The 25282-nt window shown below is 51.6% G+C and carries 20 protein-coding genes and 1 tRNA gene; 14 read left to right on the top strand and 7 right to left on the bottom strand.

What is annotated here, in order from left to right:
• Positions 1-210 precede the first annotated feature (210 nt).
• Positions 211-2448 (top strand): TonB-dependent receptor, encoded by a 2238-nt coding sequence (locus QWF21_RS15745; protein WP_330089002.1) that lies wholly within the window; start codon positions 211-213, stop codon positions 2446-2448.
• 14 nt (positions 2449-2462) lie between these two features.
• Here QWF21_RS15745 and QWF21_RS15750 read toward each other — a convergent pair whose 3' ends face one another.
• The 5 genes from QWF21_RS15750 to QWF21_RS15770 all read right to left on the bottom strand — a co-directional run bounded on the left by QWF21_RS15750 (position 2463) and on the right by QWF21_RS15770 (position 7676).
• Positions 2463-3125, bottom strand: coding sequence for a 3'-5' exonuclease (locus tag QWF21_RS15750; RefSeq protein WP_330089003.1), 663 nt, complete (start codon positions 3123-3125; stop codon positions 2463-2465).
• A 2-nt stretch (positions 3126-3127) separates the two neighbouring features.
• On the bottom strand, positions 3128-4951 hold the full coding sequence (locus QWF21_RS15755; RefSeq protein WP_330089004.1) for a putative nucleotidyltransferase substrate binding domain-containing protein: 1824 nt from the start codon (positions 4949-4951) through the stop codon (positions 3128-3130).
• A 92-nt stretch (positions 4952-5043) separates the two neighbouring features.
• On the bottom strand, positions 5044-5556 hold the full coding sequence (locus QWF21_RS15760) for a hypothetical protein (protein ID WP_330089005.1): 513 nt from the start codon (positions 5554-5556) through the stop codon (positions 5044-5046).
• 86 nt (positions 5557-5642) lie between these two features.
• Positions 5643-7409, bottom strand: coding sequence for a sodium:solute symporter family protein (locus QWF21_RS15765; protein ID WP_330089006.1), 1767 nt, complete (start codon positions 7407-7409; stop codon positions 5643-5645).
• A gap of 3 nt (positions 7410-7412) precedes the next feature.
• Positions 7413-7676 (bottom strand): DUF4212 domain-containing protein, encoded by a 264-nt coding sequence (locus QWF21_RS15770; RefSeq protein WP_330089007.1) that lies wholly within the window; start codon positions 7674-7676, stop codon positions 7413-7415.
• 167 nt (positions 7677-7843) lie between these two features.
• Between QWF21_RS15770 and QWF21_RS15775 the strand changes: the two genes are divergently transcribed.
• From QWF21_RS15775 to QWF21_RS15815, 9 genes are all read left to right on the top strand, one after another.
• Positions 7844-11392, top strand: a complete 3549-nt coding sequence (locus QWF21_RS15775; protein WP_330089008.1) for a PAS domain-containing hybrid sensor histidine kinase/response regulator — start codon at positions 7844-7846, stop codon at positions 11390-11392.
• An 88-nt stretch (positions 11393-11480) separates the two neighbouring features.
• Positions 11481-12260 (top strand): aminodeoxychorismate lyase, encoded by a 780-nt coding sequence (gene pabC, locus QWF21_RS15780; RefSeq protein ID WP_330089009.1) that lies wholly within the window; start codon positions 11481-11483, stop codon positions 12258-12260.
• The gene (mltG, locus tag QWF21_RS15785; RefSeq protein ID WP_330089010.1) at positions 12245-13258 is read left to right on the top strand and encodes an endolytic transglycosylase MltG; all 1014 of its coding nucleotides are present in this window, start codon (positions 12245-12247) and stop codon (positions 13256-13258) included. The genes pabC and mltG overlap by 16 nt, the downstream gene beginning before the upstream one ends.
• On the top strand, positions 13251-13895 hold the full coding sequence (gene tmk, locus QWF21_RS15790) for a dTMP kinase (protein ID WP_330089011.1): 645 nt from the start codon (positions 13251-13253) through the stop codon (positions 13893-13895). Before mltG ends, tmk begins: the two co-directional genes overlap by 8 nt.
• Complete coding sequence (gene holB, locus QWF21_RS15795; RefSeq protein ID WP_330089012.1) at positions 13879-14775, top strand: DNA polymerase III subunit delta'; 897 nt, start codon at positions 13879-13881, stop codon at positions 14773-14775. The genes tmk and holB overlap by 17 nt, the downstream gene beginning before the upstream one ends.
• 13 nt (positions 14776-14788) lie before the next feature.
• Positions 14789-15115 (top strand): PilZ domain-containing protein, encoded by a 327-nt coding sequence (locus QWF21_RS15800; RefSeq protein ID WP_330089013.1) that lies wholly within the window; start codon positions 14789-14791, stop codon positions 15113-15115.
• Positions 15116-15132: 17 nt separating this feature from the next.
• Entirely contained in the window at positions 15133-15918 is a 786-nt protein-coding gene (locus QWF21_RS15805) for a TatD family hydrolase (RefSeq protein WP_330089014.1), read from the top strand.
• Between the two features lie 457 nt (positions 15919-16375).
• Complete coding sequence (locus QWF21_RS15810) at positions 16376-17434, top strand: NAD(P)H-quinone oxidoreductase (protein WP_330089015.1); 1059 nt, start codon at positions 16376-16378, stop codon at positions 17432-17434.
• A 13-nt stretch (positions 17435-17447) separates the two neighbouring features.
• Complete coding sequence (locus QWF21_RS15815) at positions 17448-18926, top strand: hypothetical protein (RefSeq protein WP_330089016.1); 1479 nt, start codon at positions 17448-17450, stop codon at positions 18924-18926.
• Here QWF21_RS15815 and QWF21_RS15820 read toward each other — a convergent pair.
• Both QWF21_RS15820 and metG read right to left on the bottom strand, forming a co-directional pair.
• Complete coding sequence (locus QWF21_RS15820; protein ID WP_330089017.1) at positions 18923-20446, bottom strand: MFS transporter; 1524 nt, start codon at positions 20444-20446, stop codon at positions 18923-18925. The two genes, QWF21_RS15815 and QWF21_RS15820, sit on opposite strands and share 4 nt — an antisense overlap.
• Positions 20447-20470: 24 nt before the next feature.
• Positions 20471-22525 (bottom strand): methionine--tRNA ligase, encoded by a 2055-nt coding sequence (metG, locus tag QWF21_RS15825; RefSeq protein WP_330089018.1) that lies wholly within the window; start codon positions 22523-22525, stop codon positions 20471-20473.
• Between the two features lie 161 nt (positions 22526-22686).
• Here metG and apbC point away from each other — a divergent pair, with 161 nt between their 5' ends.
• The 4 genes from apbC to QWF21_RS15845 all read left to right on the top strand — a co-directional run bounded on the left by apbC (position 22687) and on the right by QWF21_RS15845 (position 25233).
• Positions 22687-23658 (top strand): iron-sulfur cluster carrier protein ApbC, encoded by a 972-nt coding sequence (gene apbC / locus QWF21_RS15830; RefSeq protein WP_330089019.1) that lies wholly within the window; start codon positions 22687-22689, stop codon positions 23656-23658.
• Positions 23659-23720: 62 nt separating this feature from the next.
• Positions 23721-24320 (top strand): dCTP deaminase, encoded by a 600-nt coding sequence (gene dcd, locus QWF21_RS15835; protein WP_330089020.1) that lies wholly within the window; start codon positions 23721-23723, stop codon positions 24318-24320.
• Positions 24321-24502: 182 nt separating this feature from the next.
• Entirely contained in the window at positions 24503-25081 is a 579-nt protein-coding gene (locus QWF21_RS15840) for a glutathione S-transferase family protein (RefSeq protein ID WP_330089021.1), read from the top strand.
• Positions 25082-25156: 75 nt separating this feature from the next.
• Positions 25157-25233 (top strand) — tRNA-Pro (locus QWF21_RS15845).
• The last annotated feature ends 49 nt before the right edge of the window (positions 25234-25282 follow it).

Genomic DNA, 25282 nt, shown 5'->3' on the forward strand with positions numbered 1-25282 from the left:
GCTTTACCTCAGACTTCAACAAATTCAAGCTTAGACGCATTGCACGCAACAATAAAGCTTCGACAGCCAGCTGCAATTGATCCAGCAGATTCCAATTGAGTTGTTAACAATACTCCGATAGTATTTCATGCAATCATCAAGTACCAGTTGTCTGGTACGAAAAATTTTGCGTGTAGGGTGTGCAAGGATGCTCTGGCACAGGATAAGTATATGGCCCGTGGTGTTTCTGGCATTTCCATCAGCGTTGCTCTGGTTCTTGCTGTCCCTTCTTGCAGTGCATTTGCCTCCATAGAGAAGCAAGGGGGGGATGTCGATGCGCTTGAGCGCATTGAAGTGTTTGCTCAGCGTCGCTTGCAGGATCTGCATGATGTTTCGGTAGCGGTGACTGTGCTTGATGGCGAGTATTTGCAGCAACGCCAGATCAAAGATGCGGTTGAGCTTGCAGCATTGGTACCGAACTTTATGGCCAGCCAGGCCGCCGCAGAGGGCACCACGCCTGCATTTACTTTGCGGGGGGTGGGCATGTTTGATTACAACACCTCCACTGTGTCACCTATTGCTATCTACAGCGATGAGGTGGTCAGTGGCGGTGCTAATTTCATGACCGGTCAGCTGTTTGATCTGGAGCGGGTGGAGGTGTTGCGTGGCCCTCAAGGTACCCTGTTTGGCCGTAATACTACCGGAGGTGCTGTGCTGTTGCGATCACGCCTGCCAGAGCATGAGTTCTCCGGTTATATTCGTGCCAGTGCGGCCGAGCAGCAAAGTTACCGTGTGCAGGGGGCGGTCAATGCCCCTGTAAGTGAGAAGACAGCAGCCCGTTTTGCTTTTAATTGGCAGGATTACCAATACAGCATGACCAATCTGTTTCCCGGCGCCGATGGCGGTGGGATGGAGCAGGCTAGCTTCCGTTTACTGCTAAGCAGTGAGTGGCAAGGCTGGTCGTTGCTGTGGCGCTTGCATTCCGAGCATTGGTCCGGTCAGCCCAAGCCGGTCTACAGTGCCGGCATTTTCCGTGATCTGGCCAGCGGGGAGCGCTGCAGTCCGGCCGAAGTGGGCAGCCGCGACTGTGTGGATAATTTTGGCTTTTCGGTGCCCAGTGATGATTATTGGACTACTAGTGCCAATACTGGGTACAAGCGCAATCGCACTGACAGCTGGGGCAGCAGTTTGCAGTTGGAGCGGGCTGTATCGGATAGCGTCAGTATGAAGTCGATCACGGCTTACAAAAGCTTTAACCGTTTTCACTCCTGGGATGCTGATGGGCCGGGTCAGTTTATTGAAGGGGTACTGGCTTCGGATAATGAATTTTTCAGTCAGGAAGTTACCTGGTACTGGCAGCAAGCAGAGCGTTTCTGGACTGTGGGTTTGTTTTACCTGAATGAGCGGCTGGTGCAAAACAATGAGCTGGATTTATTCCGTGATTTCAGGGCAGTACCAGAGCTTTCAGCGGTACCTGCCACTTTCATTTATCGTAACCGTTTGCGCAATGAAGCCATGGCCGCTTATGCCCAGGTAGAGCAGCAACTTTCCAGCACCTGGCAGCTCACTGCTGGGGTGCGTTTGACCGATGAGCAAACCCGCTATCATGCCAATGCCGATTTGGATACTGTGGCGTTCTACCTGGATGATTTTTGGGATCTGTCCGGTAAAGTCTCGGATACCGAGTGGACCGCAAAGTTTGCTTTGATCCAGCGGTTAAACCCTCGGCATAGTCTGTATTACAGTTATTCGCGTGGCTACAAAAGCGGGGGATACAATGCTGGCTTTTCGTCCAGCCAGCAAGAGGCTGCCGACTCAGCCTACGATCCAGAGTACCTGCACGCCTGGGAGCTTGGCAGTCGCTGGCGCTCAGCGGATGCTAACTTTTTCTGGGACTTTGCACTGTTTTACTACGATTATCGTGATCAGCAAAGCTTCGTTAATATCAGCAGTGGGGCTGCTCCTTATCATGTGTTGAAAAATGCCGGTGATGGTCGTATTGCCGGCCTTGAGTCCGATTGGCGGTACCGGCCAGCTGCCGGTACCGAGCTACAGCTTAGTGTCGGCTACATTCCTCTGGCAAAACTTGGTGAGTACCGACAGGGTGCTATTTTTGTGGCTGATACCCGCTTGCCCTTTACCCCGAAATGGACCATTGGAGCCAGTATCGAACAGCATCAGGTGGTGGCGCAGCAAGCGCTGAGCTGGCAGTTGGGGGTTCGTTATCAGTCGGCTATTTATTTTGATCAATACCAAGATCCCTATGCCCGTCAGGATGGTTATGCCCTTTGGCACGGCCGACTGGGCTGGCAGATCAACGCAGATTTGGAGCTGGCATTGTGGGGGAAAAACCTGTTTAATCAAAAATATGCAGAGCTGAAGTTTGACTCTGTGGCAGCGTTGGGGGCCTACACGCAGCTGCGTGGTGAAGCAAGGCAGCTTGGCCTTGAGCTAAGTTACCAGTTCTAAGAGCACTGCAACAATCAACGCGATAGTGACTGCAATTCGCCCAGCGTCATGCTGCTACTATGCTGACGGATTTGGCTTAGCAGCAGCTGGGCACAGGCAAAAGCATCGGCCAGCGCATGATGCTGAGGCGCCTTGGGTAACTTGTGGCGTTCGAGGCAACTGCTAAGGCGCAGCATATCACGGGTTAATACCTTGCCTTTGTTGTGCAGCCGCTGCCATTCAATCTTTAGCGTATCAATGGCTTTAAATTTAGGACTGCGGCCAAAGCAGCGCTCACAGGCCATGGTTAAGAAGGCCAGATCCATTTGGGCATGGTGCGCTACCAGCACATAGCCCGGGTAAGTTTGCAGCAGCAACGCCATGAGCTCACACAGTTCTATACCTGTTGTTAACTGATGGTCGTGCACACCGTGGATCACGGCGCTTTGGCCAACGCCTACCGGTGACTTCACCAGATAATGGGCGCTGTCGCCCAGCATGATTTCCTGACGGCGGATCGGTACCCAGCCGGCACTAATGATGTGATCTTTTTTTGCATCCAGTCCGGTTAATTCCAAATCCAGTACCAGAAAATTGACGTCAGACAGAGCCGTTTTCGGCGAGGGCTGGGCGGCATGCTCATAGCTGCGGACAATTTCATTGATGGGTAACGGAGGATTTTTAAACCAGCCAAACATAATCAAAGCTCCCGGCAAAAACGATATTTCATCTGACTTTGTGTTTGATTGATTACCTCAAACACATCTTTAAGCTGATGACGTTGCAGGCCCGATAACACCGCAGGATCCAGTAAGTTAGATGCTTCATGGCCCTGAGCCACATCGTGCTGATGTTTGTCCCAGCGCAGTTGGGCCAGCACATCAAAAGCATCCAGTAGATTCTGGCTGTCTTTGGCATCCATCACTTTTTGCTGTGCTAATTGGATCAAGCGTTGACGGGTATTGATGGCGCTAATACCCTTACTTAAACTATAAATACGTGCCATATCGGTGATAAGAATTAAACCGCGCTTTTTTAAATCCAGGCCTTTTTTCTGCTTGCCATCCCGCTCCAGCGTAAAGGTTTTGAAAAAGCCGAGCGGTGGTTTGCCTTTCAGGGCGTTGTGGCTTAAATGGTACAGAAATACAGCTTTGTCGGTGGTGCGTGCCAGTATGTCCTGCTGCAGAGCATTAAACAGGCTTTTGCTGCCATAAATAGGCCGCAAGTCGAAGAAAATGCTCGATTTAAGCAAGGCTTCCTGGGTCGGTGTCTGGATCCAGCGGGCGAATTGATTTGACCAGCCTTTTAAACTAAGACGCAGCTCAGGATTACTGGCCATAATATTGCCCGGACAATAGACGATACCGCATTCGTTCAGACCATCACAGACGATTTTTGCCAGTTGCTCAAAATACATCGCGATCTCGCCTTCCGGTTCTTTTTCCAGCAAGAGGGCATTGTCCTGATCGGCGTTTAAGCCTTGCTCCATCCGGGCCTGGGAACCAAAACCAAGCCAGGTAAAGACGCAAGGCGGAGCACCAAGCTGCTTGATTGCCAGTTTAATCCAGCTTTGGGTAAGAGCATCCGTGACTGTCGTCAGCACATGGCTGGCCTCGTGCGCTGGAACTTGCTGGGCACTAAGGCTTTGGCTGAGATGCAAAATCTGGCTGGCACACTGCAAAATACCTTCTTCAGTGTGTTGGCGATGGATCTCACCTATCAGATACACCGGGTGATCCTGCTGCGCCCGAATAACATCGGTGGCAGTAATCATGCCAAAAAGCTGCTCATCTTTTAGTACGGGTAAATGGTGAATATTGTGCTGGCTCATCAACTGCACCGCTTCAAACAAATAGGCGTGCAAATCGATGGTGTGGGGTTGGCTGGTCATCACGTCGCTGACCGGGCTATCGGCCGGCAATGCTTCAGCCACCACCCGGCTGCGTAAGTCCCGATCGGTAATAATGCCAACCAGTTTGTTGTTTCGCTCCACCAGTAAGGATGAGACCCGTTGTTCGGTCATTTGTGCTGCAGCCTGCTGCACGGTTGCATCCGGAGGAATACTGACTTTGCGGGCTTTGGCAACATCGCTGATTTTTAAGGTAAAGCGATTGGTTGATTGGGATTTGTATTGATGCAAGCGTCGACCAAACAGCCGCTGAAAAAATAACTCAATGTTTTTGAACTGATAGCGGATATGCTGAAAGCCTTCGGCGGTCAGCCAATACACCAGCCCGTCTTCATCGCATAGCAGGGTATCCTGATCATGCAAATCAGTCAGCAATTGCTGATAGCCATAGAAGTCACCGCTTTGCAGCTTGGTCAACAGTTGTTGCTGATCACTGTACAATGAAAACACACCGGTGCGGACTATCATCAAGCGGTTGCTGTCGGTATTGACCTCTTCACCCGCCCGGAAGTAATACACCGACATTTGCCGTGCCAGCGCCTGCAATTGCTCAGCATCCAACTGATCAAAAGGAGTGGTTTCCGCCAGGAACTTGGTGACCTCTGTGACTTCCATCGTGTGCCTGCAATGACTTCTATCCGTTTACTAATCTAGCAACAGTAAGGCCAGGATACCAGACGACTTTAGTCGAACCATGCTCGAAAAAATCAATGGCAGGCTTGAAGTAGCGGGCTCTCAGGCTCCAATTGCTGCCACTCGCCGGACAGCGCCTCACCAGGCATTGGTAACTGCAACTGCGCCCGTTCGGTTAATTGAGCTTGTTGACCACAATGAATAATCAGGGTGAGCCCTATGGCGGACATCCGACGCTCAAACAGATAAATCGGCAGGCGGACCAGCTCGGGGTTCATTTGATTCACTTCTGCACTGTTAAAATCTGCGGCGATAAAACGCAGTGTTTGCGGGAACAGGTAACTCCATGGCCGAAAGAAAGCGGTTTGCTCGCTACTACGAACGACTTCAACTCCAGCGGGGAGTAGGCTTTGTTGATGATCAAACCAGCTGTATTCCGAATAAATTTGAAAGGCTATCATGCCGATACCGGCCGAGACCGGGATCCACCAGCGTGCTAATCTTCCCCGACTTATCCAGCGGGCGGATAAAGCCAAACCGGCTGCGCCCAAACCGGCAAAAACTGTAGCAACTAATTCCCAAAACATGCATACCTCGCGGATAAAAAAGGGCTTTCCTGTTGGAAAGCCCGTTTAGTTTACACTACTTTTCCAGCATTACAGAGTTGCTGCATTTAGTGGCCCGTGGCGGTACCAGCACCGCGTGGGAAGCGCACGCTTTCAACCAGATCCTGAATTTCCTGTGGTGGTTCTTCAGTCAGCGAGGAAACTGTGAAGGCAACCGCAAAGTTGATCATGGCACCAACTGCACCGAAGGACAGTGGCGATATGCCGAACAACCAGTTGGCTTCCACGTTGGTAAAGGTCGCCGTGCCAGGAATAAAGAACCAGCCCAGGTACAGGAAGATGTAGACCACGGTACTGATTAAGCCCGCCAGCATACCGGCAATAGCACCTTTGCTGTTCACCCGTTTAGAGAAGATACCCATCATCAGTGCCGGGAAGATAGACGCCGCCGCTATACCAAAGGCCAGTGCGACCACCTGCGCAGCAAAGCCAGGCGGATTCATACCGAGCCAGGTAGCAATCACAATGGCGACCCCCATCGAGATCCGTGCTGCTAACAGCTCACCTTTATCGCTGATGTTTGGATTGATGGATCCCTTGATTAAATCATGACTTATTGCCGAGGAGATGGCCAGTAATAAGCCTGCGGCTGTTGATAACGCAGCTGCCAGACCACCAGCGGCAATCAAACCAATCACCCAGCCAGGCAGGTTGGCAATTTCCGGATTGGCCAGTACCAGGATGTCGTTGTTCACGGTTAGCTCGTTTCCTGCCCAGCCACGTGCTTCAGCCGTTTCCTGGAATGCTGGTACGTCATTGTACATCTGGATGCGTCCATCACCATTTTTATCATCAAAGCGGATCAGGCCAGTAGTTTCCCAGGTGCGGATCCAGTCAGGACGTTCGTCGTAGTGAATGGACTCTGCGGTTGGACCTGCCGGGTAAATGGTGGTTAACAGGTTTAACCGGGCCATAGATGCCACAGCAGGCGCAGTCAGATACAACAGGGCAATGAATACCAGCGCCCAGCCAGCAGACCAGCGGGCATCGGCTACTTTAGGTACCGTGAAAAAGCGAATAATAACGTGTGGCAGACCCGCGGTACCAATCATCAGGGACAGGGTAAAGAGCACCATGTTCAGTTTATTGCTAACATCGGCGGTGTAATCCTGGAAACCAAGCTCACGCACTACTTCATCAAGTTTCTGCAACAATGGCATACCCGATTCGGTGTGAGTAGAGAACAGACCCAGAGGTGGAATTGGGTTGCCGGTCAGTTGCAGTGAAATAAACACCGCCGGAATGGTGTAAGCGATGATCAATACCACGTACTGCGCTACCTGGGTATAGGTGATGCCTTTCATACCACCCATGACAGCGTACATAAAGACCACTACGGCAGCAATTAACAGACCGGTGTCATTTTCTACTTCCAGGAAGCGGGAAAACGCTACACCGGCACCCGTCATCTGGCCGATAACGTAGGTGACTGAAGCAATAATCAAACAGGCTACTGCTACTAAGCGGGCACCTGTGCTGTAGAATCGATCGCCGATAAAATCCGGCACGGTAAATTTACCGAACTTGCGTAAGTACGGTGCCAGCAGCATGGCTAGCAGCACATAGCCACCGGTCCAGCCCATCAGGAAGCTGGAGTTGGCATAACCCCCGGCCGCAATCAGGCCGGCCATGGAAATAAAAGACGCCGCAGACATCCAGTCGGCGGCGGTTGCCATACCATTGGTTACGGGGTTCACACCACCGCCTGCTACGTAGAACTCTTTGGTAGAGCCGGCACGTGCCCAGATGGCGATACCAATATAGAGCGCAAAGGATGCGCCGACGAAAATTAAGTTAATGGCAAATTGGCTCATGGCTTACTCCTCGTCCAGGCCGAATTCTTTATCCAGCTTATTCATTCTCCAGGCATAGAAGAAGATCAGGCCGATAAAGGTAAGAATGGAGCCTTGCTGGGCAAACCAAAAACCCAGATCAGTACCACCTATGACAATTCCGCTCAGTAACGGGCGGAGTAAGATACCAAAGCCGTAAGATACCAGCGCCCAAATCACCAGACTGATGATGATCAGTCGGAGATTGGCCTGCCAGTATGCAGCGGCATTTTTTTTATGCTCTACCATGGTTGTGCTCCCCTTGTTGTCTTTTTGGTCACCTTGGTCGGTTTTAATCTAGCAGCGACCAGAAATTGCGAAAGCCCGACTTTAGTCGAAGCAAAGCTGAGCAATGGTTGACTTTGGCCGGTGTTCGGCCAAAAGTATCAGCAGAGTGAATAAAAGGAGAGTGCCGCGTGGCAGCCTGGACCGTAGCAATACTGGCATTGTTGTATGTTGGCGGCTTATTTTGGATCGCCAACTGGGGGGAGCGACATGCCGACGATCGTCTGATACGAAAGTATGGGGGCTTCATTTATAGCCTGGCATTGGCGGTGTATTGCACCTCCTGGACTTATTATGGTGCCGTTGGCACAGCTGTTACTCAGGGCTGGGACTATATCCCGATTTACCTGGGACCCATTTTGTTGTTCGTATTTGCTCAGCCATTTTTATTCAAGCTTTTGTATGTGGCAAAAAAGCACAATGTGACTTCCATCGCCGATTTTATCTCTTCCCGTTATGGCAAGCGCCGCAATATAGCCCTGGTGGTAGCACTGATCTGTCTGGTCGTGGTGGTGCCTTATATTTCCTTGCAACTAAAAGCGGTGGCAAGCTCGTATCAGGTGCTGCTGGGGCAGGACTTTAGTGTTGGCACCGTCGCCTGGTATCAGGACAGCGCCTTGCTCAGTGCCGTGGCCATGGCTTTCTTTGCGATTTTATTTGGTACCCGCAAGGTGCATCTGACCGAACAAAATCGAGGGGTGATGGTAGCCATTGCTTTTGAGTCTGTGGTCAAGCTCTTTGCTTTGTTGCTACTGGCAGGGGTGGTCTATGTATTTTTCCTGGATACCGATCGTTCAGCGTTGCAGCACTTTGTCAGCCATGCCAATGCACAACAGCAGCAAAATGCAGGTACCGGCTGGGTTGGTTTTCTAACCAAAACTCTGTTGGCAACAGCGGCGGTATTTTTGCTGCCGCGCCAGTTTCATGTCGCCTTTGTCGAGAATGTGTCCAATCAGCATTTACGCCATGCCAGACGTTGGTTTTCGGGGTATCTGCTGATGGTCACCCTGGTGGTGATCCCTATTGCGGTCGCTGGGATGTTGATGTTCCCGGATAGCTGGCAGCAAGCCGATAGTTTTGTGCTGCTTATCCCGGCGTCCAATGGCTGGGACACTTTAAGTGCTCTGGTGTTTATTGGTGGTTTTTCTGCTGCGACCTCTATGATCATCATTGCTACGTTGGCGTTAAGTACCATGATCAGCAATGATGTGGTGTTGCCGGGGCTGTTACGGCGAGCTAAGCGTCAGGGCATGCAGCACGATTACAGCCTGCTGCTGCTGTTGGTACGGCGCAGCATGATTGTACTGGTGATGGGGCTATCCTGGCTTTATTACGTCTTTTTTGCCCGCAACTACGATCTGGCAGAAACCGGTTTACTGGCTTTTGCGCTGACCATTCAGTTGGCCCCTGCAGTGGTTGGTGGGTTGTACTGGCGTCATGGCAATGCCCGTGGTGTTTATGCTGGCCTGGCGGTTGGCTTTGGTTTGTGGTTTTTTACGCTGATGCTGCCGCAACTGGTTGGCGCCGGTGTGATCCGCACCGACATTATGCAAAGTGGTTTATTTGGTCTGTCCTGGTTGCACCCCGAGGCCATGTTTGGCATTCGGACCGATAGCCTGACGCACGGTGTTATTTTATCGCTGGGGCTGAATATAGTGGCCTTTGTGCTGGTGTCACTGCTTACCCGGGTACCGCTTAAAGACCGTTTGCAGGCGGTTGCCTTTGTGAAGCCCAACCTGCCGATCGATCATCAGGACACGCCGGCGCGGCGAATTAAAATTCGTAACTCGGATTTACGTACCTTGCTGGAGCGCTTTGTTGGTCAGCAGCGAGCGCTGGAATGTTTGCAGGAGTTTGGTCGCAGGCAACAACAAGAACTGGACCCGGATGATCAGCCCAGCGTGCGTCTGGTCGAGCATGTGGAGCGTGAGCTCTCTGGCGTGATCGGTGCTTCTTCGGCTTCTACTATGGTCAATGCTGTGCTGGAGGGCAAGCAACTGGGCTTTGAGGATGTGGTTACGCTCTTTGATGACACCACTCAGGCCATTCAATTTTCACGCAAAATTCTGTTTTCCACCCTGGAGCACTTGAGTCAGGGCGTCAGTGTAGTTGACCGGGATCTGAATCTGGTGGCCTGGAACAAAGCGTATCTGGAAATGTTTGAGTATCCGGAAGGGATGGTTCGGGTTGGGCGACCGATTGCGGATATTGTGCGTTTGAATGCAGAGCGCGGTTTGTGCGGTAAAGGAGAAATCGAAGATCACGTCAACAAACGTATTCAGCATATGCAAAACGGTACTCAGCATGTATTTCAGCGGGTGCGGCCAGATGGTAAAGTGATCGAAATGCGTGGTAACCCAATCCCCGGTGGAGGTTTTGTTACCAGCTTTACCGATATTACCGATCATGTGCAAGCGGTACAGGCCCTGGCGGAGGCCAAGCAACATTTAGAGCAGCGGGTGCAGGAGCGTACCCAGACCATCAGCGAAATGAACCATGAGTTGCTGGCAGAAGTGGAGCGGCGCAAGCTCACCGAGCAACAATTATTGCATGCTAAAGCCGAGGCTGAAGCGGCCAATGCATCGAAAACCCGTTTTCTGGCACTGGCCAGCCACGATATTTTACAGCCACTGAACGCAGCGCGGTTATTTACTGCTGCCTTATCGGGACGGCATCATGACAAACAGCACCAGCACATTGTGCAGCAGTTGGATAATTCTTTAAAAGCGACTGAGGAGTTGATTTCTACGTTACTGGAAATCGCCAAACTGGATGATGGCAAGCTGCAGCCTTCGGTACAGCCAGTCGCTCTTGGTGAGCTGCTGTCGAATCTGGCCGATGAATACAATCTGTTGGCCAGGCAAAAAGGCTTGCAACTAAAGGTTCGTAGTCAGGATGTGCAGGTATTGACCGATGCTACTTACTTGCGGCGTATTGTGCAAAATATGCTGTCCAACGCCATTAAATACACCCCAAAAGGTAAGGTACTGCTGAGCTGCCGGCGACGGGGTGAGCATCTGTTGCTGCAGGTGTGGGATACCGGCCCAGGCATTGCAGAGCCGGACCTGGTGCGGATTTTTGATGATTTCTACCGCATTGATGCCACTGCAAAAGGGCAACAAGGCGTCGGTCTGGGTTTGGCGGTGGTTCACCGTATGGCGCGTGTGCTGGGGCATAGCGTCGCTGTTCACTCACGGCCGGGACATGGTACGGTATTTAGCCTGACTCTGCCGCTGGTCTTTGCTGCAGCGGCAAGGCCGGTTGAAGAGTACAGCCGGCCTCGTAGCGCTTTAGCTGGCCTGAAGGTGATCTGTGTTGATGACGATGCCACCAACCTGGAGGCGCTGAAGGTGCTGTTGCAGCAATGGCAGATAGACCAGGTGCAGGGATTTTATGATGAGCAAAGTCTGCTGACTTTTGCCGCTCAGCACCCGGCACCCGATGTGCTGCTGATTGACTATCAATTGGGTCAAAATAGCAATGGGCTGGATTTGTATCAGCAACTTCAAGTGTACTGGCAGCATGTGCCTGGTATTCTGGTGTCGGCTTCGCCTCAGGCTGATTTAGCCCGGCAGGCTCAGCGGCTGGGGTTGTTGTTTCTGGCCAAGCCGATTAAGCCGGCGGCACTTCGTGCCAGCTTGAATCAAATCAACTTGCTGAAACGACAGGTTGCCGAATGATTCGGCAGCTGATCCTGGCTTTGCCTGTTCCGGTTGGTATTCAGCTCGCGGATCAGGCATACTTCAGCCGATAGCCGCATGTTTTTTGATGGATTTTCTAGTGCAAGCAGGTATTACCACAGGCGATCGCAGCTTTCAGTTCGGCGATGGCATATTTACCACCATCCGGGTGCGGGCTGGTGTTGCTGAGTATTGGCCATTGCATCTGACGCGCTTGCAACAAGGCGTCACCCGGCTGGGCTTTCGCGAGCCAGACTGGCAGCAATTAAGCAACCAGGTACAGCAGGCGATTTCGGCCCGAGAGCAAGTAATTAAAGTGGTGATTTCACGCGGTCATGCTGGTCGTGGTTACAGCCCTGCGGCCGTCTCTGGACCAGATATTTACATCAGTACCGCTGGCTTGCCAGATTATCAGCGTCAGCAGCAGTTGGGGATTGGTCTTGGCCTGGCCAGACTACAGTTGGGCTGCCAGCCTTTGCTGGCGGGCATCAAACACAACAACCGGCTGGAGCAAGTGTTGCTAAAGCAAGAGCTGGCAGGCACGTGTTTTGATGACTTGCTGGTACTGGATCAACGCGGCTTTGTTACCGAGGCCATTGCCGCCAATGTGTTTTTTTACCGGGATGGACGCTGGTTCACACCATTACTCGACCAGGCAGGCGTTGCAGGGGTTATGCGGCAGGTCTTGCAGCAACAGCTGCAGGCTGAGCTGGTGCAGTGGCCACTGGACAAGTTGCAGGGGATCGAAGCTTTATTCTGCTGCAATGCGCTTTGTGGGGTACTGCCAGTGCATACTTTTGCAGAGAAGCCGTTGCAACTGGCCCCGGTTCGGCAGGTACAACAGGAGCTCGCATGCTACGTCGTTTAGTGATACTGGCTTTATCCTTGCTGTTTCTCGCTTCCGTGCTTGTTTACAATAAAATGCAGCAACTGGCAGTGCAGCCACTGCAATTAACCGGTGATTTATTCACGGTGCCTGCAGGGGCGTCCGCGCTGGGTTTATGCCGACAATGGCAACGCCAGCAACTGCTGGATGAACAAGATTGCCACCTGCTGCGGCTTACCATCTGGTTGCGACCTGAGTTGTCTGCTGTGCGGGCCGGCACCTATCGGGTAACCGACGATTTATCACTGGTGCAACTGCTTGAGCGTTTTGTGCGGGGAGAGGTGGCTCAGTTTGCCTTTACCTGGCGCGAAGGAGAAACGCTGCAACAAACCCTGGAGCGGCTGCAACAAGCGGATTATTTGCAGTACGATCTCACTGAGCAGCAGTTGCTGCAGTTGTTGCGTTGGCCAGAGGATTGGGGCCAGCCGCCGCAGGTAGCTGAAGGCTTGTTCTTCCCTGAAACTTATTATTACACAGCCCACAGTCGGGCCAGTCAGTTACTGAGCCGGGCACATCACAGTCTGCTGCAGCAGTTGGAAGCCAACTGGCAGTTGCGCAGCTTGGATCATCCGCTTGAAACGCCCTATGAGCTGCTGATTCTGGCTTCTATTATTGAAAAAGAAGCCGGTCATGAGCCGGAGAAACCTCTGGTTAGTTCGGTGTTTGTGAACCGGTTGCGCAGCAATATGCGGCTGCAAACCGATCCTACAGTGATTTATGGGTTGGAAAACTTCAGTGGTCGTATCACCCGGGCAGATTTGAACAACCCGCACCCATACAATACGTATCGTCATCATGGCTTACCGCCAGGGCCTATTTCATCGGTCAGTGCCAGCTCGATGCGAGCTGCTGCGCAACCCGAAGAAACGACGCTGTATTATTTTGTCAGCCGTGGTGATGGCACCCATGTGTTTTCTGAAACATTGCAAGAACACAATGCGGCAGTTCGGCGCTATATTTTAAGGAACCGCAATGACTAAGCAGGGCCGTTTTTTAGTAGTGGAAGGCCTGGAAGGGGCAGGAAAAAGCACCGCTATCGCCACTATCCGGCAATGGCTGGAAGGCAAGCAGCAACCGGTAGTATGTACCCGGGAACCGGGGGGGACACCGCTGGCTGAACAAATCCGTACTTTGGTTAAGCAGGTGCATACCGAGCCACTAACTGCCGAAGCCGAGCTGTTGCTGATGTATGCCGCCCGGGTGCAGTTGCTGCGCAATGTGATTGAGCCGGCCTTGGCAGCCGGTAACTGGGTATTGGCCGACCGCCATGATTTGTCATCCCGGGCCTATCAGGGAGGAGGCCGGCAATTGGATACCGGGCTGATCAATGGCATCCGACAGACTGTTTTGGGCGATTGTCATCCTGATCTGACGCTTTACCTGGATATTGATCCGGCTATTGGTTTAGCCCGGGCTCAAGCCCGTGGCGAGCTGGATCGGATTGAACAGGAACAACTGGCTTTTTTTCAGCGCACCCGCCAGGTGTATTTGCACATTGCGGCCACGGAACCCGGTATTGTGGTGATTGACGCATCCCGGCCACTACCAGAGGTGCAACAAAGTATTCTGGCAGCTCTGGATGCATTCTGGGAGCAAGGTTATGCTGCCCTGGCTTGAGGATAGCTACCAGCAATTGGCAGCATTGCATCAGCAACACAGCCTGTCGCATGCCTTGTTGCTAAGCGGCAACCAGGGGCTTGGTAAACACCTGCTGGCTGCAGAGTTGGTACAGTTGTTGTTATGTCAGTCTGAAACGTTACAAAAACCATGCGGTCAATGCAAAGCCTGTCAGTTGTACCAGGCTGGTCATCACCCCGATTTTTGGCAGGAAACTGACAGCGAGGGCCGAATTGGGGTGGATGCCGTGCGTCAATTGAGCCGGTTTTTTCATGAACATGCTCAGCAAGGAGGGGCCAGGGTAGCTGTATTACCCAAGGCTGAGCGCATGACAGAGGCTGCAGCCAATGCTTTGCTAAAAACGCTGGAAGAGCCTCCGCAACATGCTTATCTGATATTAACCAGTCATCAGCCGGCTCTGTTATTACCAACCATCCTGAGCCGTTGCCAGCAGTGGCCCTTAGCTGTGCGTCAGCCCGAACAGGCTATCGGCTGGTTGCAGCAGCACAGCAAACAGCCGATACCAGCTTTGCTGAAATCGATGTCGGTTACGGCACCTTTGCAAGCGCTGGACTGGTTGCAGCATGGGCAGGCAGAGCAAGCAGCAGAAACCCTGCTACAGTTGGAAAGCTATGTTCAGGATGAAGCCGATATGATAGCTACGGTTCAACTGCTGCTGAAAAACCAGCATCTGCCGTTGTTACTTAGCTGGTTTATTGCTGAACGCGTACCTGAGCTGATGGACTATTTGCCACAGCGTTATTGGCAACTATTGCAGTCCTTTCAGCGCTGGTGCCGTGACGAACAGCAGCTTTTAGGGCAAAATAAGAGCCTGTCGCTAACGGCTTTACTGATAGAGCTAAAGCGTATTAAGGCTTGATACGAGGTGGACGATGGAAGAAATCCCACTGGATTTTATGGATATCAAAGAGTTGTATCGCTGCTACATGCCGTTTTTAAAGCAGGGCGGACTCTTTGTCCGTACTGCTAAGGCCTACAAGATGGGGCAGTCGCTTGCCTTGAATGTCACCTTACCGGATGCATTAGAGCCAATACTGGTGACGGGTAAAGTTGCCTGGGTTACCCCCCATGGCGCACAAAATGCCAGCCCGGCCGGAGTTGGTGTGGCTTTTATTGACGATAAGCACCATTTGAATGATCAAATTGTGAAGCTGGTAGCAGGTATGCAAGCCAGCCATGAGATCACCTATACCCTTTAGTTGTTACAGGACTTGCTGTGTTTGTAGATTCACATTGTCATCTTGACCGCCTTGAGTGGGACAAGCTAAAACTTGAGTTGCCTGAAGTACTGGAAAATGCGCGCCGCGCTGGTGTACAGCATATGCTTTGTGTCTCAGTCAGTTTGCAGGAATTTGCCGCCATGGCTGAACTGGTAGCACCTTACCCTATGGTTTCGGTTTCCTGTGGCGAGCACCCGCTGCATCAAACGGACGCACTTGATCCTGAGTTGTTACTGTCGCTGTGCCAACAACAAAAAGTGGTGGCAGTGGGCGAGACTGGCCTTGACTACTTCTATGCCCCTGACAGCAAAGCCACACAGCAGGAAGCTTTTGTTCAGCACTTGCAAGTTGGCTGTCAGCTACGTAAACCAGTGATTATTCATACCCGTGATGCCAGCACCGATACGCTGGCTTTGATGCGATCCGAGCAGGCCTACCAGGCAGGCGGTGTGCTGCACTGCTTTACAGAAAGTTGGGGTATGGCTAAGGCGGCTATGGATATGGGGTTTTATATTTCTATCTCTGGCATCATGACCTTTAAAAATGCGGTGGAACTGCGTGAGGTGGTCAAAAAGTTGCCGCTGGATGCACTGCTGATTGAAACAGACTCGCCTTATCTTGCTCCGGTACCGCACCGGGGGAAAACCAATCAGCCCGCCTATGTGGCCGATGTTGCTGCAGCCATTGCAGAACTAAAAGGAATCTCTATCGAGCAACTGGCTCAACAAACCACGGCTAATTTTTACCGCTTATTTGGTGGTATTCAACCCCAAAATTCATAAAAAAAGGCCCAGAACTAATCCTGTTCTGGGCTCAGGGGAATGGCTCATCGGGAATGAGCCGTGCGCTATCGAAAACAATTACCAAGGAGAAACTGTAATCAAGTGTAGTAACTTTGATGCAGTTTTTCCTGCGGAGTTCCCGATATGTTTTGTGTGGTTTTTAGGGACTTGCCCCCAGCTTGCTAAGAGCTTATCCCCAGTTTATCCTCTGAATAAGCGGCCATTCCTCACTTGTTGCTAATTTTGTGACAGCTGAAAACTTGGTTTTTAATAGCTTAACTTTGTGAGTTAATGTTTTTTTATAGAAATAAAGTCTAAAAAAACCGCCGGAAAGTCACTTGCTTTCAGTTTCATATCATGTTTATTTAAGTTCAGGCTTAGCTTAAGTTATTGATTTTATCAAATAAAGGAACAACAATACTTGCTATTGCAATAAAATATGGTTCCAGGAGCTGTTATGGCCGAAGCCGCTTTGATACGAACCGGATTACCAGCACAGATGCGATGCATCGAAGTGCTGGAGCCGGGCAAGCACAGCCGCTTGCAATTTTCCCGACAGCCGTTGCCAGAGTTGGCTTGCGGGCAAGTGCTGATACAAGTAGCAGCCGCAGGGGTAAACCGGGCCGATTTAATGCAGCGTCGAGGCCTGTATCCAGCTATGCCGGATGAAAGTCCAACCCTGGGTTTGGAAGTGAGTGGGGTGGTGGTGGCTGCCGCCGAACCGGAGTTAGCTGGTTGGTTGGGCAAAGAAGTAATGGCTTTGGTGCCCGGAGGCGGCTATGCTGAGTATGTACGGGTGCCTGCAGCTCATGTCATGCCAGTACCGCAAGGCTGGGACCTGATTCAGGCTGCAGCAACCCCGGAGGTGTTTTTAACGGCCTATCAGCTCTTGTTTAGTATTGGGCAATTGCAACCTGGGCAACGGGTATTACTGCATGCTGGTGCCAGTGGTGTTGGTACTGCTGCTATTCAGCTGGCCAAGGCGCGTGGTGCAGAAGTGGCAGTGACAGTTGGCTCGGATGAAAAAGCGCAGTGTTGTCTTGCATTGGGAGCGGAGCTAGCGATCAACTATCGGCAGCAGGATTTTGTCGAAGTGCTCAGACAGCAATGGCCAGCCGGGGTGGATCTGATTTTGGATCCTGTCGCCGGTGATTACATCGCAAAGAATGCCGCTTTATTGGCTATGGATGCCAAAGTGGTTATTTACGCGATGATGGCAGGGCGACAGGCTGAGCTTGATTTTGCACCCTGGTTTCGTAAAAGAGCACAGCTGATTTGGTCGACGCTGCGAAATCGCAGCCATGATTACAAAGCGGGTTTGGTGCAAGCTTTGCTGGCTGATTTTGCGGCGAGCTTTGCTGCTGGCAACATCCGACCGAAACTGGATCGGGTGCTGTGCTGGACTCAGGCAGAGCCGGCGCATCAGCTGTTAGCAACCAATCAGACCATAGGAAAAGTAGTGTTACAGATCGCGGGAGCCGATCCGGCTGCTACACTTGATTCTGGCATAAGCTAAGGAACTAACGGCTATGAACTTGGGAAAGATTGCCAAGTCCAGTTACAGCAAAGCTGTACAATCCATCATTCGTAAGATTTGTGATCAGACCGATGTACAGGACTCTCTGTATGAGCAGGCCTTACGGTATTTTATTGATGCAGATAAACAACAAGAGCAGCAGATGGCTGCTGAACAAGAGGCATTTTTATTTCGTCAGCGTCTGCAACAGGTTTCTGGCGCTGATCAGGCCAAAATCGAGCAGCGCTTGCAGCAGGCGGAGAAAAGCCTTACCAGTCTGAGTCAGGGGATGGAAGAGGTGCGCTTGGCCAGGCTGTCACAGTTAAAAGAGCTGTGCTATGGCATCTTGGAGATGGTGCAGGGTGCCGACTTTGATGAGACCAACTTACTGACAGCGAAAATGCTGGGGACTATTCAACTGCTGTCACCCACTGAGGGTAAGCAGATAGCTCGCAGTAATCAGCAAAGCAAGCACTTGTACAAGGCTGTGCTGGCGTTACGTTTACTCGACCGCCTGTTGTTGGATGCGCAAATCACCAACAGCTATGTATTAAAACGTTACCAAAACAACCAGGCTCGTGAGATTGAAGTGACCGGCGGCCGTACCTATCAGCCATTCCGTGATGATGTTCAGATCCCTTTGCTGCTGGCGGCATTGGTACAGGATATTGGCCAGCAGCACCCGGAAGCGCAACTGATTTTGCGGGGTGCTGATCAGACGCTGGATGAGTTTCGTGTGTTGGACAATGCAGAGCGCGTTGCCATGCTGCAGACTAATTATAAAGAAAGTCTGAAGTTTTTAACTCAGGCGCTAGGCAAAGACAAATACATAGGTAACAGCAAAGAGGAGCGTAGCTGGTTTGAACGCAATGAGCAGGAAAAACTGGGGTTTATGGTCACTTTGTTGAAAAACTCCATTAAACCCGAACAAGGTATTGGTAATTTACTGAAAATACCGCAAATCTATACCTCGGTGGTTTTATCCACCAAGCAAAACTACAGTTACGAAAGCCTGCCTAAAGTTGGCCTGGTGATTGATAAAGCGGTTGAAAAAGGCATGTGCAGCAAAGCCGCCGCCGACGCGTTAATGCAAATCACCGGAGTTTTTCCACAAGGTTACGGTATTACCTATATTCCAAAAGATTCAGATCGGCAGGACTTGGATCGTTACGAGTATGCCATAGTTACCTCTTTGTACCCGCCTCATCCCAATGTACCTATCTGCCGGATAGTGACCCGTAATTTGTCGTATCAAATTTCGGTTATGGGCTGCACTGTGCGGGTAGAGAATAACTTGTTCTTTCCGCCGGCCAGGAAAAAACTGGAGAAAATCAAGCCTGAGCGACTTAAAGAGATCCTGATGAAGCTGGTATCAAACTTTGAAGAACGAAAAGACATGGATCTGATCCCAAAGTGCTGGCATCCAGGGGAGTATTTTTCTTATGCCCGCAACCAGAACTTATGGAACAAGGCGATTAACCAAAACTTTTAATCGCCTTTATCCTGCTGCTGCCGTTTAGCCAGCCTGCTGACAATGGTATCTTCTGCATCTTCAGCATCCGTTGCCGCCTGGTGTTGCTCCGGGGGAGCTGCGGTCGTGTTAGCAGCGACAGTTGTTTCTGACTGAGCTGGTTCGGCCTGCTCTGGTACTACCGCGCTATCCTCAGCACTCGCCGCCTCAGTACTTGCCGCCTCGGTACTAACCGTTGTATCGCCTTGCGCTGGCTCTGTTTTCGGCTCCAGCATCTGCTCCTGCACCATTTGCTCATCAACCCGGGGATCCAGTGCTGCCGCTAAAGGTGATGAGAACACATCACTGGACGCCATCACATAATCGTCGGATTGTTGCGCCGCGACAATGCGTGCGGCTTGTTTCTGGCTGTAATTCACCCGCTGCAGCCTTAAAAATAAGGTAAAACTGCACAAGGCCATAAAGCCATACAGCATGAAATTGCCTAGCAGTTGCATTAAAGCCGAGGCCAGCAAAGGACCAAAACAGGCACCAAGACCAAAGGTGAGCAAGAGAACAGCCGATAAGGCGACCCGCTCACTTTGCTCTGCATGTTGGTTGGCCAGGGCAGTAGCCACCGGATACAGCGAGAAAGCCAAAAAGCCAAAACAAAACGTAGCCAGCAACAGCAAGGTCCCGCTGAGTGGCAACAATGCCAATATCAGTACAACGATGGTTAGCAGAGCGCTGTTGGTTCGAAGTAAGCGACTGCGTGGAATGCGATCGGATAGCTTACCCATTGGCCACTGTGCCAGTAAGCCGGCGATGATGGTGACTGACATAAACAAGGCCACCTTTTCATTCGGTAAGCCGGTATTGCTGATGTAAGCCGGTGCCAGGCCATAAAAGGCGCCAACAATGATGCCGGCTACGGTGATGGTGGTCAGTGATTGTGGCATGCGCCGCCAGAAGGTAGTAATTTGCAGCGGTGCTGAATGCAGCGGAGCCGGGTGGATGCGCCGGGTAATGCCAATAGGCACAATAGACAGAGCAAAACCAATGGCTACCAGCAGTAAGGGCTCCAGGCCGAGCTCAGGGAAAGAGCCAATCACCAGCTGGCCAGCGACCATGCCAAAATACGACACGATCATGTAACTGGCAAACACCGTACCGCGCTGGTGGTTGTCGGCCTGCTCATTCAGCCAGCTTTCCAGCACCATGTATTGGCACATCATGCCCATGCCGACCAGAAAACGCAGCAGCAGCCAGAAAGTCAGATCGGGGATCAGGCCATGGCCCAATGCCGAAGCGGTAACCACGCCAGCACTGGCAACAAAAGCCCGGATATGACCAACCCGGGCAATCAGCTTATGGCCAACTTTAGAGCCCAGCACCAGGCCCAGGTAATAAAAAGACATCAGAGCACCAATCCACAGCGGATCGACCTGCTCTTTGGCCAGGAACAGACCCAGGTAGGTGGTGAGCAAACCGGCTCCGAGCACCATTAAAAAGGTGGAGAAGTACAGGGAAGAAAAAGCCCTGATGGTTCCGGTTTGCTGCATAACGGCTCCCTGTTCTGGTTGGGTTTATTTAACGCGCATGCCGGCGGTGGCACCACTGTCCGGGGATAAAATAAACAGCTCGCTGCCGCCAGGGCCTGCCGCCAGTACCATGCCTTCGGACAGGCCAAAGCGCATCTTACGTGGTGCCAGGTTGGCCACCATCACGGTATAGCGGCCGATTAAATCCGCCGGCTCGTACGCTGACTTTATACCAGCAAAGACCTGACGTGTTTCGCTGCCAATATCCAGCTCCAATCGGATCAGCTTATCAGCGCCTTCAACCGGCTCGGCGTGTGCAATGCGTGCTACCCGCAAGTCAATCTTAGCAAAATCATCAATGCTGATGGTGTCGGCTATCGGTTCAATCGCTTGCACTGGCTTTGCTGCATCTGTTTTAGTGGCAGTTTTTGCCGGCGCTGTTTGGTCCGCTTGCGGTTGCAGGTTTTCTTTCGAGGCTTCCAGCATGGCAGCTACTTTTGCGGGTTCTACCCGTTGCATCAGTGCTTTGAATGGCTCAATCCTGTGGTTAAGCAAGGCTTGCTGGTAATTGTGCCAGCCGAAATTATCCTGCAAAAATGCCTGAGATTGCGCGGTCATCTGTGGTAATACCGGGCTTAAATAGTGCATCAGCACCCGGAACAGGTTCAGTCCCATCGAGCAAACGTCGTGGGCTTCCTGCTGCTTGCTGTCATCTTTGACCAGCACCCAGGGTGCTTTGGCATCGATGTACTGATTGGCTTTATCAGCCAGTGCCATAATATCGCGGATAGCGCGGGCGTAGTCGCGCTTTTCGTAATGGCTGGCAATACGCTCACCGGCGGCGGTGAACTCGCTGAACAGCTCAGGCTCAGCCAGGCTGCCGGCCAGGGTGCTGTCAAAACGCTTGGTGATAAAGCCGGCGCAGCGGCTGGCGATGTTCACCACTTTACCCACCAGATCGGCATTCACTTTTTGGGCAAAATCATCCAGGTTTAAATCCAGATCGGTAATAGCAGCGGTTAGTTTGGACGCAAAATAATAGCGCAGGTACTCCGGGTTTAAGTGATCCAGGTAAGTGCGGGCTTTGATAAAGGTACCCTTGGACTTGGACATCTTGGCACCATTGACGGTGACAAAACCATGGGCATAAACCGCATTTGGTTTACGAAAACCAGCGCCTTCCAGCATGGCGGGCCAAAACAGGCTGTGGAAATAGATAATGTCTTTGCCAATAAAGTGGTAGACCTCAGCCGTTGAGTCTTTGGACCAGAACGCATCAAAATCAAGACCTTGTTGTTGGCACAAGGCTTTAAAACTGGCCAGGTAGCCGATAGGGGCATCCAGCCAGACATAGAAAAACTTGTTAGGAGCGCCCGGAATTTCAAAGCCAAAGTAGGGGGCATCCCGGCTGATATCCCACATCTGCAAGCCATCGGTAAACCATTCCTGCAGTTTATTGGCCATTTCCTCCTGCAAGGAGCCGCTGCGGGTCCAGTCTTTCAGCATCTGCTCAAAAGCAGGCAAATCAAAAAAGAAATGCTCGCTGTCTTTTAATACCGGCGTAGCACCGGAAATCACCGAGCGTGGATTTTTCACATCGGTCGGGCTGTAAGTGGCGCCGCAGACATCACAGCTGTCGCCATTTTGATCCAGCGCACCGCACTTCGGGCAATCGCCTTTGATAAAGCGGTCCGGCAAGAACATTTGTTTTTCCGGGTCAAACAACTGGCTGATGGTTTTGCGCTTGATATGACCTGCTGCATCCAGTCGCTGATAAATCAGATTGGCCAGTTCCTGGTTTTCCGGGCTGTGGGTGGAGTGGTATTGATCAAAGGCAACGCCAAACTCCTGAAAATCTGCCTGATGTTCAATGCTGGTCTGGGCAATCATCTGTTCCGGGCTGATGCCTTGCTGCTGGGCTTTCAGCATGATGGGAGTGCCATGGGCATCGTCGGCACACACGTAGTAGCACTCATGGCCGCGACCTTTTTGAAAGCGCGACCAGATATCGGTCTGAATGTATTCCAGCAGGTGGCCAAGGTGGATTGGACCATTGGCATAAGGCAAAGCACTGGTGATCAGGATCTGGCGTTTCGACATCGATGATAACTCTTGGCAAAATACAGGAAAATTAATGGATGGATGATACAATACCTGCGGCATAATCGCATCCCATTGGGAGCCGATACCGCCTAAAAAGTGCTTTGTTTTACAAAGTAACCCAAAGCAAGGCACAAAAAAGTAGAAAAGGAACAAGCTGCATGTTCAACTGGTTTTCTTCAAAGCGTCCAGGGCCCACGAATACAACCAAGCAAGCCAACAATGAGGCAACGCCACCACCAGCCAGTGCTGAGCAGGCGTCAGCTGCAAGGGATACGGCCACGGCTTCTGCACCCCAAAACAGTGCGCCAGACTATGCTTTTCAACAGGTGCGTCAACTGATTTTGGTGGCGTCCGGTAAAGGCGGGGTGGGCAAATCGACCACAGCAGTCAACTTAGCGATGGCGCTGCAAGCCGAAGGGCTGCGTACCGGTATTCTGGATGCAGATATTTATGGACCATCCATTCCAATCATGTTGGGGCTGGAGCAGGCCAAAGCCGATAGCCCGGATGGCAAAACCATGCTGCCGCAGCAGGTTGGTGGCCTGGCGGTGCAATCAATCGGCTTTTTGATTGCGCCGGAAAAAGCCACCGTCTGGCGAGGCCCTATGGCCAGCCAGGCTTTGTTGCAGCTGATCCATGAAACCCAATGGCCAGAGCTGGATATCCTGATTGTTGATATGCCGCCAGGCACTGGGGATATTCAGCTGACTTTATCGCAAAAACTGGCAGTCACTGGCGCGGTGATTGTAACCACACCGCAGGATGTGGCGCTGAGTGATGCGCAAAAAGCCATTACCATGTTTGAGCAGGTGTCGATTCCGGTACTCGGTTTGGTAGAAAATATGAGTTACTATCAATGCAGCGCCTGCGGCCACCAGGAAGCTATTTTTGGCACCGATGGTGGCAAGCACTTGGCACAGCGTTACCAGCTACCGGTATTGGCGCAATTGCCGCTGCACAGTCGGGTACGGCAGCATGCCGATCAGGGGGTACCGTTGCTGCTAAGTGAGGACCCGGCTGATGATGCCTTGTGCCTACCTTACCTGCAGATGGCACAACAACTAATAGAGCAACTGGCAGCACTGCCGGGCAAGCAGCATCGCCCTGAAATTGTGTTTACCGACGACTAGCTGATAAGACGAATACTAGCAATAATGACTGGCTGCAAAGGCCAAAACCATGGAAACCAAGCATGAGATTATGTGATCGTGATATAGAGCGTTATCTGGACGAAGGACGAATTTGCATTGAACCAAGGCCAGATAAGGACATGATCAGTGGGGTCAGCGTAGATATTCGCCTGGGCAATAAGTTTCGGGTGTTTCAGGCCCATGCCGCCCCGTACATTGATTTAAGCGGCCCACGTGCGGCTGTGGATAAAGCGCTGAACTCCGTAATGAGTGATGAAATAGAAATTGCTGACGACGGTGTTTTTATTTTGCACCCGGCCGAGCTTGCTTTGGCAGTAACATTGGAGTCAGTGACTTTACCGGCAGATATTGTTGGTTGGCTGGATGGTCGCTCTTCCCTGGCGCGACTTGGCCTGATGGTGCATGTCACCGCGCACCGGATTGACCCGGGTTGGTCTGGCAATATCGTGCTGGAGTTTTACAACAGTGGCAAACTGCCTTTGGCGCTGCGGCCCAATATGAAGATTGGCGCCTTGAATTTTGAGTTAATGACCGGCGAAGCCGAGCGGCCCTACAACAAGCGGGATGATGCCAAATACAAACAGCAAACCGGCGCCGTAGCCAGTCGGATTGGTGAAGATGATAAAGGGCCTGCGTTATAACAGGCTGAGAAGCGTGGTTGCTCAGAAAGTAAAAAGCCCATGCAGAGCATGGGCCAAAGATAAGCAATAAAGCAAAAATGAAGCGTGATGATTATGCAATAAAATTGCATAGTCTGGCAAGAGTGAGCGCATAAATACTTAACGTTTTTTATTTTGTAACCTGTTGCATGAAAGGAGCCGCTATGAAACTTTTTGGGTCTGTTCCATCACCTTATGTGCGTCGTATCCGGATGTTGCTGGCGGATACCTCCTATGAGTTTGTCAACCTGAATATTTTTGCTGAACAAGACAGAGCCACCCTGATCCGGCTCAATCCTACCCGCAAAATACCGATGCTGGTCGATGGCGACCAGGTTATTTTCGATTCTGGTTTGATTTACCGTTATCTCTGTCAGAAACTGCAATTACCTGCCTTAAGCTGGCCGCAGGAAAACCAGATCATACTGATTAATGCTGCCAATGACTCCCTGGTAGAACTGTTGATCTGCCAGCGCTCAGGCTTTGATACCAATGACGATAAGTTGTTTTTCAATCTGCAGCGTGAGCGGGTTGCTGAAGTGTTGGCAGTATTGGAGCAGCAAGTGCGAGACCAGGCATTCAATGACTGGAATTACGCTGCTATCTGTCTTTACTGCCTGTTGGATTGGATCGCATTTCGTAATCTATGGCCACTGGGATCCTTTCCGGCACTGCAGCAATTTTTAAGTCAGAATCAGCAGCAGCCTGGTGTTGCCAGCAGTGATCCACGCCAAGCCGGCTGACACTGCCTAAAATTGCTGCAGTCAGCCGCTGCAGCATTGATTTTCCCCCGATAATCCGTATGATAGGCGCTAAGTCGGTACGTGGCGCAGCTTGGTAGCGCACTGTCATGGGGTGTCAGGGGTCGGAGGTTCAAATCCTCTCGTACCGACCAACAAAACAACCTGTTTTTTAACAGGTTTCAGATTACTGACAAACCCTGG

Source organism: Alkalimonas mucilaginosa, from assembly GCF_036327005.1.
GTDB lineage: Bacteria > Pseudomonadota > Gammaproteobacteria > Enterobacterales > Alteromonadaceae > Alkalimonas > Alkalimonas mucilaginosa.